Origin of the sequence: Streptomyces sp. NBC_00440, assembly GCF_036014215.1 — a bacterium.
Taxonomy (GTDB): Bacteria; Actinomycetota; Actinomycetes; order Streptomycetales; family Streptomycetaceae; genus Streptomyces.
On the sequence record NZ_CP107921.1, the window covers coordinates 4,676,612 to 4,689,618 of the forward strand.

Annotated in this window: 13 protein-coding genes; 7 read left to right on the top strand and 6 right to left on the bottom strand. The window is 70.9% G+C overall.

Features of this window, described 5'->3' with window-relative positions:
• Positions 1-15 precede the first annotated feature (15 nt).
• Positions 16-387 carry a VOC family protein gene (locus tag OHB13_RS21060; protein ID WP_328378132.1) on the bottom strand — a complete coding sequence of 124 codons (372 nt, stop codon included), beginning with the start codon at positions 385-387 and terminating at the stop codon, positions 16-18.
• An 80-nt stretch (positions 388-467) separates the two neighbouring features.
• Between OHB13_RS21060 and OHB13_RS21065 the strand changes: the two genes are divergently transcribed.
• Entirely contained in the window at positions 468-932 is a 465-nt protein-coding gene (locus OHB13_RS21065; protein ID WP_328378133.1) for a MarR family winged helix-turn-helix transcriptional regulator, read from the top strand.
• 61 nt (positions 933-993) lie between these two features.
• Here OHB13_RS21065 and OHB13_RS21070 read toward each other — a convergent pair whose 3' ends face one another.
• The 5 genes from OHB13_RS21070 to OHB13_RS21090 all read right to left on the bottom strand — a co-directional run bounded on the left by OHB13_RS21070 (position 994) and on the right by OHB13_RS21090 (position 6,093).
• Entirely contained in the window at positions 994-1,896 is a 903-nt protein-coding gene (locus OHB13_RS21070) for a polysaccharide deacetylase family protein (protein WP_328378134.1), read from the bottom strand.
• 135 nt (positions 1,897-2,031) lie between these two features.
• Positions 2,032-2,715, bottom strand: a complete 684-nt coding sequence (locus tag OHB13_RS21075) for a maltokinase N-terminal cap-like domain-containing protein (protein WP_328378135.1) — start codon at positions 2,713-2,715, stop codon at positions 2,032-2,034.
• Positions 2,716-3,086: 371 nt separating this feature from the next.
• Entirely contained in the window at positions 3,087-4,337 is a 1,251-nt protein-coding gene (locus tag OHB13_RS21080) for a PP2C family protein-serine/threonine phosphatase (protein WP_328378136.1), read from the bottom strand.
• A 303-nt stretch (positions 4,338-4,640) separates the two neighbouring features.
• Positions 4,641-5,378, bottom strand: coding sequence for a DUF4232 domain-containing protein (locus OHB13_RS21085; RefSeq protein WP_328378137.1), 738 nt, complete (start codon positions 5,376-5,378; stop codon positions 4,641-4,643).
• A 220-nt stretch (positions 5,379-5,598) separates the two neighbouring features.
• Entirely contained in the window at positions 5,599-6,093 is a 495-nt protein-coding gene (locus OHB13_RS21090) for a carboxymuconolactone decarboxylase family protein (RefSeq protein ID WP_328380353.1), read from the bottom strand.
• A gap of 324 nt (positions 6,094-6,417) precedes the next feature.
• Here OHB13_RS21090 and OHB13_RS21095 point away from each other — a divergent pair, with 324 nt between their 5' ends.
• The 6 genes from OHB13_RS21095 to OHB13_RS21120 all read left to right on the top strand — a co-directional run bounded on the left by OHB13_RS21095 (position 6,418) and on the right by OHB13_RS21120 (position 12,914).
• The gene (locus OHB13_RS21095) at positions 6,418-6,864 is read left to right on the top strand and encodes a MarR family winged helix-turn-helix transcriptional regulator (RefSeq protein WP_266860812.1); all 447 of its coding nucleotides are present in this window, start codon (positions 6,418-6,420) and stop codon (positions 6,862-6,864) included.
• A 381-nt stretch (positions 6,865-7,245) separates the two neighbouring features.
• Positions 7,246-8,856, top strand: coding sequence for an ABC transporter substrate-binding protein (locus OHB13_RS21100; protein WP_328378138.1), 1,611 nt, complete (start codon positions 7,246-7,248; stop codon positions 8,854-8,856).
• On the top strand, positions 8,853-9,827 hold the full coding sequence (locus OHB13_RS21105; RefSeq protein WP_323183752.1) for an ABC transporter permease: 975 nt from the start codon (positions 8,853-8,855) through the stop codon (positions 9,825-9,827). The genes OHB13_RS21100 and OHB13_RS21105 overlap by 4 nt, the downstream gene beginning before the upstream one ends.
• Entirely contained in the window at positions 9,824-10,735 is a 912-nt protein-coding gene (locus OHB13_RS21110; RefSeq protein ID WP_328378139.1) for an ABC transporter permease, read from the top strand. The genes OHB13_RS21105 and OHB13_RS21110 overlap by 4 nt, the downstream gene beginning before the upstream one ends.
• An 80-nt stretch (positions 10,736-10,815) precedes the next feature.
• Entirely contained in the window at positions 10,816-11,892 is a 1,077-nt protein-coding gene (locus OHB13_RS21115) for an ABC transporter ATP-binding protein (protein WP_328380354.1), read from the top strand.
• Complete coding sequence (locus OHB13_RS21120; protein ID WP_328378140.1) at positions 11,889-12,914, top strand: ABC transporter ATP-binding protein; 1,026 nt, start codon at positions 11,889-11,891, stop codon at positions 12,912-12,914. Before OHB13_RS21115 ends, OHB13_RS21120 begins: the two co-directional genes overlap by 4 nt.
• Positions 12,915-13,007 lie beyond the last annotated feature (93 nt).

The following is a 13,007-nucleotide window of genomic DNA, read 5'->3' on the forward strand; positions in this document are numbered from 1 at the left end:
CCCCGGGGAACTCGGTCAGCCGCCGTGTGCGGTGAGCGTGTATCCCTCGGGGCCCTCGAAGGAGAACATCGGCCCGAAGGGGCTGTCCGCCATCGGCGTGAGGATCTTGACGCCGGCCGTGTCGAGCTGCTCGTGAAGCGCGTGGGCGTCCGGGGTCCGGAACCAGATCACCACGCCGAGTCCCGGTCGTGCGGTGTCGGCGAGGCTGACGCCCGGGAGGAGCGCGCGGACGGCGAACGGGGTCGGCCGGGTGTCGAACACGACCGCGTGCGGCGGCGAGACCGCGGCCCGGCGCAGGCCCAGGTGCTGCTCGCAGAAGGCCGCCGCGGCTTCCACATCGTGGACCTGCAGGGCGATGAAGTCGGGTCCGTCGATGGCAACAGGCATGGGGTTCCCTCACTTTTCTATGTCAGGACTTTGACATAGGCGAGGTTAGGTTCCCTGGATTGCTATGTCAAAATGCTGACATGGATGAAAGTCTGCCGATGGACGCGTTCCGCCCCGAGGGCGACGACGTCACCCGGCACGTGGGATATCTGCTCAAACGCGCCCAGGCGGCCCTGCGCGGAGCCATGGACAAGGTGCTGCGCGAGCAAGGGCTGACCGTGCCGCAGTACTCCACTCTCGAACTGCTGGCCCTGCACCCCGGCATGTCGAACGCCGACCTCGCCCGCGCGACCTTCGTCACCCGGCAGTCCGGAAACGTCGTCCTGCGGGGCCTCCAGGAAGCGGGACTGATCGCCCGCCCCGACACCGCCGAGCACGGCCGGGCCAGGCCGGCCCGCCTCACCGAAGCGGGCCGGGCGCGCCTCGCCGCGGTCCAGGCCGCCGTGTACGCCGTCGAAGAGCGCATGGTCGGGGCGATCCCGCCACAGCGCGTCGCCGCGCTCCTCGCCGACCTCGACCGCATCGCGGCAGCTCTGGAGGACTGACCCGCCGACCGGGCCGCCGAACCAGCTTCCGGCGAACCGGCCTACGGATGGCGCCCCTGGGTCACCGTGCGTCGGAGAGCCGGATGAAGTGGTGCCCGGACGCGAGGAGTTGGGGGACCGCGGTGGCGAAGCCCTCGGCCGTGCCGCCGGTGGGCTGGTTCATGTGGCCGATCACGATCGAGCCCGGCCGGGCGGCCACGACAGTGGTGTGGACCTGCTCGGGGGTGAAGGTCGCGCCGCCGTCGCCGTTGACCGTGAAACTCACCGGGCGTTCGCCCAGGGCGCCCACGATGCGGGACGCGACATCGTCGTAGTACGCGGTCCCGGACCGGAAGTAGCGGGGCGCCCTGCCGAGCAGCCGGGTGAGTTCGGTGTGGTTGCCCGCCACCTCGTCGTAGACCTCGCCCGCGTCGCGCGTTCCGGGGATGCCGTACGCGGAGCGGCCCGAGACCGACAGCGGGCGGTGCCGGGTTCCGTGGTTGGCGATCTCGAAGAGCGGATCGTCCGCGAGCTCGCGGAAGACCGTGGGATGGGCGTCGATCCAGCGGGAGTTGATGAACAGGGTCGCCGATACCTTCCTCGATCTGAGGAAGCCGATCAGGTCCTTGTCGTAACCGCTGCCCCCGGGGCCTCCGCAGGCGTCGAAGGTCAGCGCGATGGCCCGTTGGGACCGGGGCAGGGACGGAGGCAGTGCGGTCAGGACGCCCGGTGCGTCGAAGCCCCAGGTCGTCGGGCGGGCCGAGCCGTACCGGGCGACCGCCGCCGTGCGGGTCATCGCGGGCGCCGCCGGTTCGGGTGCGGCCCTGCGGCCGGCGTGCGGGGTGCGGCTCGGCCGTTCGATGTCGGACGGGGTGGTCGGCGTCGACGTCGAGAGCGAGGCGCCCGCGGAACCGGACCTGGCGTCACATCCCGCCAGCCCGGCGCCGACCAGTGCGGCAATGACAGCCCGACGAGTCAATGACACGTGCCCTACCCATCCCGTTCACACCACGATGCCCGGCTCCTGAGTGCGAGTCGGATCATGCTACGAACCGGGGTTGGTGGGGCGGTCCGACACTCCGGTGCGCCGTGGAGTCCACCCGTACCGGCCAGGGCGGGGCTACGCGGTCGGGCCCGAGCCCGTCTCGCGCAGGGCCGCGAACAGGGTGTGTGCCTTCGTGCCGTCCGGGAGCAGCATGTTCCCCTTCACGTGGCCCAGGTCCTGGGCGGCGGCGTCCTGGCCGGGGCGGACCACCCGGGTGAGGTGGAGGGTCAGCACGGAACCGGAGGTGTTGGCTGTCCGTACGCGTACGTCGGTGCCGTCCGCGTCGCTGGTCACCGCCGCGATCCCGGTCGCCACGGGGTGCTCCGTGCCGGTGAAGTGCCCCTCGACGGTCGGGTTCGGGGTGTTGCTGATGCTCTGCTCCTGCGGCACGGCCGCCCCGGCCATCAGGGCGACCAACTGGGCGACGAGCACCGGGTCGTGGGTCCCGTCGTACACCCAGCGCTTGCCGAGCACCCCGTGTTCCGTGGTCCCGATGAGCGCGTCGTCGCCGGCCCCTTCGAGCGCTGCTCCCCGGTAGCTGAACGCCACCTGGTACGTGACGGGCTCGTCCCCGGACGCGTCGGTGACCAGCATGAACTCGATCCCGACCGCGCCGGTCGGGTCGTCGAGCCGGTAACCGCCCGCCTTGGCCAGCTCGGGCTCGCCGCTCGCGCCGAGGTACCAGGGCTGCTTGGGCAGCCAGACGGCCAGCAGCTCCAGCTTGGTGGGGGTCAGCGTGGATCGGTGGATCACAGACATGTCTTCAGGTCTCTCTCCCGTTGGCCTGCCGTCATCCTGCCACTGGCGCGGGCCGGATCAGGCGGTTGCGGTGCCGGTGGCGAACCTGGCGAACGCGGACCAGGCGGCGGGGGGTGAGGGTGAGGGTGGGGCCGGACAGGCCCTGGCCGGTCCAACAGACCTTTCGTATCCCCAGTGTTGAGGGTCTGCGTTCGCAGCATCGGCAGAACGAACGGGCCGGCCAGAGCCGCGTGGGTCTGTCGGCCGAACGGCATGACCTGGAGAGCGATACCCCGGCAGCTCGGAGCAGGCTCGGGTGCGAGTTCGACTGAGCGGTGCCGGGGTCGGTGGATGCGCTGTGCGTCGAACCCGGCGCCGTTGGGTGCTCGTTGTCAGAGGCGAATGACCAGGAGGGAGATGTCGTCCTGCTGGCCGGCGGGGTCGGCCATGGTCCGCAGCAGCTCGTCCGCGAGCTGGGGAGGCGGCAGTTCACGCATCTCCCGCACCGCGTCGAGGAGGCGCGAGAGCCCTGCGTCCAGGTCCTCGCCGCGCCGCTCGATCAGGCCGTCGGTGTACAGCACCAGCGTGTCGTCCCTGCGGAAGTCGACCGTGGCCTGGGGGCGCGGTACGTGCTCGATGCGTACTCCCAGGGGCGGATCGGTGGCCTCGTCCAGCCACAGTGACGTTCCGTCGGCGTGCATGAGCACGGGAGGCGGGTGGCCGGCGCTGCTGTAGGTGAGCAGCCGGCTGACGGGGAAGAGCTGGCAGGCGAACGTCGTGGTGGCCGTGGCGCGCTCCTGGGCCCGCGCGTACAGGCCGAGTGTTTCCAGAGCACCGCTGGGCCCGTCCGCCACCCGGACTGCCGCGTTGAGCGCGCTCCGCAAGGTGCCCATGACGCTGGCGGCATCAACGCCGTGCCCCACCACGTCACCGACAGTCAGTGCCAGCCGCCCGTCCGGCAGGTCGATGACGTCGTACCAGTCGCCGCAGGCATTCATGCCCCTCAGCGCCGGCCGGTAGCGCACCGCGATCTCCGGATGCCCGGCCAGGTCGGGGGTGGCGAGCATGGCCCGCTGAAGGGTCAGGGCCACATCACGGGTACGCACGGTCGACTCCTGCAACCGGACGTTGGCCCGCTGGAGTTCCTGTGTACGGGTGAACAGCTCGGCGCGCGGCGCGCGGGCTTCGGCGTCCTCCGGCGCTGCCGCACTGTCCCCTTGCTCGGCACGGATGAATTCCGTCACGTCGTCGACACGGTGGATGATGAGCTCCACGCGGCCGTCGGCTCCGGTGAGCGGCTGGTTCACCACGTTCCACCACCGGGGCTCGAACCTGCCGCCCCCGCCCGGCCCGGGGATCGCGAAGCGGTGCAACATCAGCATGTTGGTCTCCCCGGACGCGAGGACCGCTTCCAGGGAAAGACGCTGCACCTCCGCGCCGTGGGAGGAGGGTTCGGCGGGCTCGGGCGGGAAGGCGTCGAAGAACGCGCGCCCCAGCAGGTCCGCCGCCGGGCGCCCGGTGACGTCGGTGTACGCCTTGTTGGCGGCGACGATCACCAGGTCACGGTCGAGCACCACGCAGGCGGCCGGTACCGCCGAGAACAGGGCCTCGTAGTCCGGGGCGCCCCTCTCGTACGTCGCCACAACGCCTCTCCTGCCTGTGCTGCGGCATCCCGGCGGCCCCTGTGCCCGGCGCGCCCGATGACCTGGTGGACTCACGGGCATTGAACCCCGGTCGCCTGCCCGGCGCCGCGCTGGTACGGGCCTCCTTAGCCCAGACAGCGGAAGATGCCTGCTCGTGTCCACGAGGCCGTCGCGTCCCGTGGTGGCGCGGGTGTCTCGATCGCGGGCCGGCGGGGGAGGCCGGAGGCGCGGCCCCGCCCGGCATGACTGAGCCGCACCGCGTGGTGTGCGGTGCGGCTCGGGCAGGCCGTGAAGCAGGTGGGCTCAGATGCCGACCGGGCTGACGAAGGTGCCGGGGTGGGTGGCGCCGGACTGGTCCAGGATGGCGCCGCCGTACGGCCAGTCGAGGGTGACGTGCGTGGTCTCGTTGGGCGGGGTGATCAGGACCTTGCTCGGGACGAACGGCTTGGTGTCCTTGGTGTCGGCGGGGATGGCCAGCAGCATGATGCTGATCGAGGCCGTGCTCTCGCCGGGGTGCAGGGTCATGGTGGACGGGGTGTCCGACGAGCGGCGCAGGTCCCATGCCTCACCGGTCTTGCTGATGAGGCGGACGCCCGGGAAGCCGCGCAGGGTGCAGGTGCGGTCGCTGCGGTTCTTGAGCGCGATCGAGGCGATCTGCTGGTCGGTGGAGTCGTTCATGTCCGGGGCGCCGCCGTGCGGGCCGCCCCAGGTGTAGCCCAGTTCGCCGGTGTGGCAGCGGCTGCTCCCGGTGGCGGGGGCTGCGGCGGGGACGGGGTTCACGGCGTCGGTCCGCGAGCCCTTCTGGGACATCGACTTCACCTTGTGCTGGGCGGAGCCCTCGGCGGTGGTGCCGCTCCGGGGCTTGTCCTGCGAGCCGCCCTGCGCCGTGGAGGACGAGTCCTGGCCGGCGCCGGACTGTGCACTGGTCTTGGAGGCGCCCGATCCGGAGGACGAGTCGCACGCGGCGGCGCCGGCGCCGACAGCGACGACGGTCAGCACGGCGGCGGCGCAGCGAGCGACTCGGTTCAGCTTGGCGGTCATGGTTCCCCTTTTCCAGCGCCGGTGTTGGGCCCGGCGCCCCCGTGGCGAGTGCGTCTTACGGAAAGTGAGATGTGCCGACCGGCGGGGGAAGTTCTCGCGAGACTGTCCGGAGCCTGTAACGGCGTGTAACAGCCGACCGTCCTGTCCCGGTGGCTCGTCGGGCAGGGCGCGGGGGCGCGCCCGCGACCGGGGAGCCGTCCTCGCGGCTCCCCGGTCGGGTTCAGCCGGCCTGCGGGGCGAACGCCGCGAGCTGGGGGTCGATCGGGGCGCCCGTCAGCCGGTTGGCGAAGGTCGAGAGGGTGTACGTACCGATGCCGAGGACCACCTCCAGGGCGTTCTGGACGGTGTAGCCCTGGGCCAGGAACGCCTGGCGGACGGGGTCTCCCACGGCCCCGGCGGTGGCCAGGACCTCCAGGGTGAAGGTGCGCAGCGCCTCCAACTTCCCGTCCGTGAGCGGCTTCTGGGTGCGCAGGGACTCGATGAGGCCGGCGTCCGCGCCCATCGCGGTGAGCTTCGCGGTGTGCATGGCCACGCAGACGTGGCACTCGTTGAGGGTGGCGATCGTGAGGATGAGGACCTCGCGGTCCAGCTGGGAGAGGGTGGTCGACTCGAAGATCCCGCTGAGCTTCAGGAAGCCGTCGAGGGTCTGGGGGGAGGTGGCCATCCGGGCGACGGGGGACGGCAGGTAGCCCAGCCGGTCGGTGGTGGCCTGCATGGCGCGGCGGGCCGCGGCGGGGGCGGACTCGACCGTGTGGTCGGGGAAGACGGTGCGGTCGGAGGAGGCGGTGGGGCTGGAGGGGGCGGTGTGGTCGGGCGTGACGGTGGTGGTCATGGCTGGGCCTTCGCTCTCGCAGTAAACTCGACAACGTGATTGACGAAAAGGTAAACCAGGTTGTCGAAATGCGCAACGGCGGGCCGACCCATGGCTGAGCCCGGGGCTGAGTACCGGGCCGAGGGTGCGGCTGGGCGCGGCGCCGGGCGCGGGTCTGCTGACGACGCGGCGGTGAGTGCGGAGGCCGGGCGCGGATACGAGCTGCCGATGCTGCTCTTCGCCGGGTTCCGCTCGGCCATCGACCAGTTGCACGCACGCCTCGCCGAGGAGGGGCACCCGGATGTGCGCCCCGCGTACGGCTTCGCGCTCCAGGCGATCGGGGTGCGGGGTGCGACGGCGAGCGAGGTCGGCCGGCGGCTCGGGGTCTCCAAGCAGGCGGCGGGCAAGACCGTGGAGCGCCTGGAGGAGCTGGGGTACGCCGAGCGGGCCGCCGACCCGGCCGACGGCCGGCGCAAGCTGGTGCTGCTCACCCCGCGCGGGATGGAGGTGCTGGTGCGGTCGGGCCAGATCTTCGACGAGCTGTACGCGCAGTGGGCGCGGGTCCTGGGCACGGAACGGCTGGCCGGTCTTGAGTCCGACCTGCGGGCCCTGGTGCCGGGGGCGGTTCCGGGCGGCGGCTTCCGGGTGGATGTGGCGGGGTGGTTCGGCGGGTGAGTCCTGCCCTGGCTGCGTAGCCGATGGCTCGAATCAGGGCCATCGGGCGGTTCGTTGGCCAGGCAGTGCTGCGCGTTTTATGAGGGTTTGCCGCCCGTCGTGTCGCTCTCGGCGCACGGCGGGCGGCTCTGTTCTGTGCGGGCTGTCGTTCCTTCGGGATCCCTCCCGGTATGCCAAGTGCGCTCCCGGGTGGGTAAATGGCCGTGATGAAGATGCGGTGTCTTGCCCGCTTTTCACCTCTCAAGTGCCCCGTAAAACAGGTGAATACGGCTCCTCGGGCCCGTCCTGGGATTGCACTATTTGGTATACCGTTGCGCCTCAACGCGTGCCCCTACCGGTCCGCGCTCTAGCTCTGTGCTGTCCTGAAGGAGTCTTGGTCCCGTGCGTCGAATACCGGCCACTCTCGCGGTGGCCGCATTGCTGGCGGCCACCACCGCATGCAGCACTCTCTCGCCACCCGGCGAAGCAACGGCCGCGAAAGCGCGGCTCACCGACCTGCGCCCCGTCCGCGACGGCGGCACGGTCACGATCGGGCTCAAGTCCGATCCCGACATGCTGGACCCGAGCCTGACGTCGACGCTGGTCGCCCGCACCGTCTTCACGTCCATGTGCGAACAGCTCTACGACGTCGACCAGCACAACCACTTCGTGCCGCAGCTCGCCGCCTCGCTGCCGAAGATCACGAACGGCGGCCGGACCTTCACCTTCACCGTGCGCAAGGACGCCAGGTTCAGCGACGGCGCACGGCTGGACGCGGCAGCCGTCAAGACGTCACTCGACCGCCATCTGCACCTGCGCGGATCCGGGCGCGCCTCGGAGATCGACTCGGTCGACAAGGTCGCGGCGATCGGCCCGTACACCGTTCAGCTCTCCCTCAAGCACCCCGATGTCCCGCTGCTCGGGCGGCTGGCCAACACGGCCGGGCTGATCATGTCCCCCAAGGCGCTCCGTCAGTACGGCAGCAAGTTCGCGACCCATCCGTCCTGCGTGGGCCCGTTCAAGTACGTCAAGCGGGTCGTCGGCGACCGGATCGAGCTGGCCAAGGACCCGCTGTACTACGACGCGGACAAGGTGCATCTCGACCGGGTGATCTACAAGACCATCACCGACGGCAACATCCGGATGGCCAACATCCGGTCAGGGGACGTGCAGATCGGTGACCAGATGGGCCCGGTCGAGGTGCGCAACTCCATGGGGGAGAAGGGGATCCAGCTCCTCAACACCCCGTCGCTCGGCTATATGGGCGTCACGCTGAACGTCGGCAACGTACACGGCATCGACCAGAAGCCGGGCACCGTCGACACCCCCTTCGGCCGCGATGTGCGCGTCCGGCAGGCGTTCGAACTCTCGCTGGACCGCGAGCTGATCAACAAGCTGGTCTTCCAGGGCATGTACGAACCCGCCTGCGGCCCGGTGCCTCCCGGGATTCCGCTGAGCAGCCCCGTCAGCTGCCCCGGGCGAGACGTGGCGAAGGCGAAGAAGCTGCTGGAGCAGGCCGGGGTGAAGACGCCCGTGCCGCTGGAGCTGATGATCAACACAACGCCGGAGGACAGCCGTCTCGGGCAGGTCATCCAGGCGATGGCCGCCGACGCCGGATTCGATGTCCGGCTGCGGCCCACCGAGTTCGCCACCGGTCTGACCCGCACCCTCGCCGGCGACTTCCAGGCCAGGACCGGCGGGTGGGGCGGCCAGCCCGACCCGGCGGGCAACATCGACAGCCTGGTCGGCACAGCGGGCAGCAACAACCAGGGCAAGCTCTCCGACCCGGAGATCGACCGGCTGATCGTGGCGGGCCGGAGCACATCCGATGTCGCGAAGCGCCGTGCGGTCTACCGCGACCTCACCGCCGCGATCAACAAACAGCACGCGGTCATCTACCTCTACCGCCCGATCAACTACGTGTCCGCATCGGACGACGTGAGCGGCATCAAGCTCTCCGGCGACGGCCTGATCCGGGTCAAGGAAGCCGGTTACGTGAAGGGGAGCCGGTGATGAAACTCCGCAGACTGCTCACGTCCTATGTGAGCCGACGGATCGGCATGTCGCTCGTGACGATGGTGCTGGTCAGCATCACCGTGTTCCTCGGGGTCAGGGCGATGCCCGGCGACACCGCGCAGGCGCTGGCCGGTGAGCAGACATCCCCGGCGGTGCTGGCCGCGATCCGCTCCGAGTACGGACTGAACGACAACATCGCCGTCCAGTACTGGCGTTACGTCAGCAACGCCGCCACCGGGGACTTCGGCACATCGGCCAGAACCGGGCTGCCCGTGCTCGACTCCATCACCCAGGCCCTCCCCATCACCCTCGAACTGGCCGCGCTGGCCCTGCTGATGGCGATCGTCGTCGGTGTCGGGGCGGGGGTGCTGGCGGCCGTACGGCGCGGGAAGCCGGAGGAGTGGATCGCCAACGGCATCGCGCTGCTCGGGATGTCGGTCCCCGCCTTCTGGCTCGGCATCGTGCTGGTGCTGGCCTTCGCCATCGCGATGCCGGTGTTCGCCGCCTCGGGTTTCGTCCCCTTCGGCACCGACCCGGTGGAGAACCTGCGGCGCATGGTGCTGCCCGCCATCGTGCTCGGCTCCGGTCTCGCCGCCGTGGTGATGCGCCAGACCAGGGCCGCGATGATCGACGCGATGCAGTCGGACTACGTCCGCACCGCGCGCGCCAAGGGGCTCGCCCCGCGCACCGTGATCGGCCGCCACGCGCTGCGCAACTCGCTGGTCACCGTGGTCACCGTACTGGGCCTGCAACTCGGCCTGCTGATCTCCGGAGCCGTCGTCACCGAACAGGTCTTCGTGCTGCCCGGATTCGGCAAGCTCACCATCGACGCGGTCTTCACCCGCGACTACGCGATGGTCCAGGGCGTGGTGCTGTTCACCTCGGCCGCCTACATCCTGATCAATCTGCTGGTCGACTTCCTCTACTCCGTCGTCGACCCGCGTATCCGGCTCGGAGGTTCCCAATGACCGTCGCCCCCTCACCGGCGCCGGCCGTCCCCACCGCCCGCGTCAGGGCCGGGACCCCCGTCCGCCAGGGCCGGTTCGCCGTCGCGCTGCGCCGGCTGCGGCGCAACCGGCTGGCGCTCGTCGGCGCCGTACTGACCGCCGTCTTCGTGCTGGTGGCCGTGGCGGCGCCGCTGCTCGCCCCGTACGACCCGGCGCGCCCGGACTTCGACGCCGCGCTCACCGCGCCCGGCTGGTCCCACTGGCTCGGCACGGACGATCTGGGCCGGGACCAGCTGTCCCGGGTGCTGGTCGGGGTCACCGCCTCCATGCAGGTCGGCGTGGTGGCCGTGCTGCTGGCCTTCGTGGTCGCCGTACCGCTGGGGCTGCTCGCCGGGTACTACGGCCGGTTCGCGGACACGGTGGTGTCGCGGCTGACCGACACCATGCTGGCGTTCCCCTTCCTGGTGCTCGCCGTGGGGCTGGCCGCGGTGCTCGGCCCGTCGCTGCAGAACGCCACGATCGCCATCGGCATCTCGCAGATCCCGGGGATCGTGCGGATCACCCGCGCCGAGACCCTGCGGCTCAAACACCTCGACTACGTGGGCGCGGCCGTCGCGAACGGCGCGGGCGACGGTGTGATCCTCTTCCGGCACATCCTGCCGAACGCCACATCCACCCTGATCGTGCAGGCCACCGTCGGCATCCCGGCCGCCATCATCGGCGAGGCGGTGCTCAGCTTCCTCGGCCTCGGAGTGCAGCCGCCCTCACCCTCGCTCGGTGTGATGCTCTCCAGCGCCCAGCCCTTCATCGCGGACGCCCCCTGGATGGCGGTCTTCCCCGGCCTGGTCATCGTGCTCGCCACGCTGGCGTTCAACCTGCTCGGCGACGGCGTACGCGACATCCTCGACCCCCGCGGAGGTACCCGGTGACCCGAGTCGGCACACCCACGGCGGGCACGGCGGCCACGGCGGCCGGTGGCGCTCCGCGCGCCGCCCACGCCGAGCCCGTCCTGCGCGTCCGTGACCTGACGGTCTCCTTCCACGGCGCGGAACGCACCGTGCACGCAGTGGACGGTGTCTCCTACGACCTGGCGCCGGGCGAAATGCTCGCCGTGGTCGGGGAGTCCGGCTGCGGCAAGTCCGTCACCTCCATGGCGGTGATGGGACTGCTGCCGCCCACCGCACGGGTCGGCGGATCGATCACTCTGGACGGCCGGGAACTGGTGGGCGCCCCCGAGAAACAGCTCAGGTCGCTGCGCGGCCGACGGCTTTCGATGATCTTCCAGGAGCCGATGACCTCACTCAATCCGGTCCTCACCATCGGCCGGCAGATCACCGAAGTACTCGTCCGGCACCAGGGGCTGAGGCGCCGCGAGGCCACCGAGCGCGCCGTCGAACTGCTCGGACTCGTCGGCATCCCGGCCCCGCGGACCCGGGTGGACGAGTATCCGCACCAGCTGTCCGGCGGGATGCGGCAGCGGGTGATGATCGCGATCGCCGTGGCCTGCGATCCGGCGGTGCTGATCGCGGACGAGCCGACGACCGCCCTCGATGTCACCGTGCAGGCGGGCATCCTCGATGTGCTGCGCTCCCTGCGTGAACGCCTCGGCACCGCCATCGTGCTGATCACGCACGACCTCGGTGTCGTCGCCGACGCCGCCGACCGGGTCCTGGTGATGTACGCGGGACGCCCCGCCGAACAGGCGTCGGTGGACGAACTGTTCGCCGCGCCGAGGCATCCGTACACCCGGGGTCTGCTCGGCGCCGTCCTGCGGCCGGGCAGCCGGACGGCCGACGGGCGGGCCAGGCTCAACGAGATCCCCGGACTCGTGCCTGACCTGCGCGAGCAGCCCGACGGGTGCAGCTTCGCGCCGCGCTGTGCGGCGGCCGACGCGGACTGCCTGGCGAGCCGTCCGGTGCTGCGGACCGCGTCCGGGACGCATGAGATCGCCTGCTACCACCCGGCACCTGAAGCGCCCGCGGCGACCGAAGCACCAGAAGCGCCCGCGGCGGCCGAAGCACCCCTGGCGGCCGAAGCACCAGAACCACCTGTAGTAACAGAAGCAACAGAAGGGACCGTCCGATGACGGCGCTCGAAGTACGCGACCTGAAGCGGCACTTCACCGCCGCCGGCGGCACCGTGCGCGCGGTGGACGGTGTGTCGCTCACCATCAGGAGCGGTGAAGTCCTCGGCCTGGTGGGCGAGTCGGGCAGCGGGAAATCCACCGTGGGGCGCTGTGTGGTCCGGCTCGACCGGCCGACCGGCGGCAGCGTGCTGGTCAACGGTACGGATGTGACCACCCTCTCCCCGCGTGTGCTGCGGCCACTCCGCAAGGACTTCCACCTGGTCTTCCAGGATCCGTCGTCCTCCCTCAATCCCCGGATGACCATCCGTCAGATCATCGCCGAACCGCTGCGGCTGCACAGGATGGCGAACCGGAAGGAAGCCTCGGAACGGGTGGACGAGCTCCTCGCCCAGGTGGGGCTGCGGCCCGAACTGGCCGACCGCAACCCGCACGAGCTCTCCGGCGGCCAGCGCCAGCGGATCTCCATCGCCCGCGCCCTGTCGGTGAATCCGGCGCTTCTGGTGGCGGACGAGCCGACCTCGGCGCTCGATGTGTCCGTCCAGGCGTCCGTACTGAACCTGCTGGCCGATCTCCAGCGCGAGCGGGGCTTCGGCTGCCTGTTCATCACCCACGACCTGGCGGCCGTGGAGTATCTGGCGGACCGCATCGCCGTGATGTATCTGGGCCGGATCGTCGAACAGGCCCCGGCCGCCGACCTGTTCGCCGCACCCAAGCACCCCTACACCCAGGCGCTGCTGTCGGCCGCGCCGGTGCCCGACCCCGGTGAGCAGCGCGGCCGCAGCCGTATCGTGCTCGGCGGCGACCTGCCCAGTCCGCTGGACCCGCCGTCCGGCTGCCACTTCCACACCCGGTGCCCGCTGGTCACCGACCGGTGCCGTACCGAGGCCCCGGCTCTGCGCACCCTGCCCTTGGGATCCGGCCCCGGGGCGGCCGAACGGGAGGTGGCGTGCCATCTGGTCGCGGACGACGGCACCGTGCCCGACGCCGCGAAAGCACCTGCCGCCGCGGGGACTTCCGTGTAGCCGTTCATCCGGAGTAGCCGTACATCCGAGTAGCGGTACATCCGGGCAGCCGTACAGCGGTGCAGCCGGTACGCCGGTACGGGCAGGGCCCGT

Bases quoted from the DNA above. Each gene is read 5' to 3' on its own strand.
- OHB13_RS21090 (WP_328380353.1), bottom strand. From the start codon at position 6,093: ATGCAGGCCACCACCGACCGGCTGGGCTACCTGCCGTCCCCCGTCGCC.
- OHB13_RS21065 (WP_328378133.1), top strand. From the start codon at position 468: ATGGATGAAAGTCTGCCGATGGACGCGTTCCGCCCCGAGGGCGACGAC.
- OHB13_RS21060 (WP_328378132.1), bottom strand. From the start codon at position 387: ATGCCTGTTGCCATCGACGGACCCGACTTCATCGCCCTGCAGGTCCAC.
- OHB13_RS21075 (WP_328378135.1), bottom strand. From the start codon at position 2,715: ATGTCTGTGATCCACCGATCCACGCTGACCCCCACCAAGCTGGAGCTG.
- OHB13_RS21095 (WP_266860812.1), top strand. From the start codon at position 6,418: ATGCTGCTCTTCGCCGGGTTCCGCTCGGCCATCGACCAGTTGCACGCA.
- OHB13_RS21085 (WP_328378137.1), bottom strand. From the start codon at position 5,378: ATGACCGCCAAGCTGAACCGAGTCGCTCGCTGCGCCGCCGCCGTGCTG.
- OHB13_RS21120 (WP_328378140.1), top strand. From the start codon at position 11,889: ATGACGGCGCTCGAAGTACGCGACCTGAAGCGGCACTTCACCGCCGCC.
- OHB13_RS21110 (WP_328378139.1), top strand. From the start codon at position 9,824: ATGACCGTCGCCCCCTCACCGGCGCCGGCCGTCCCCACCGCCCGCGTC.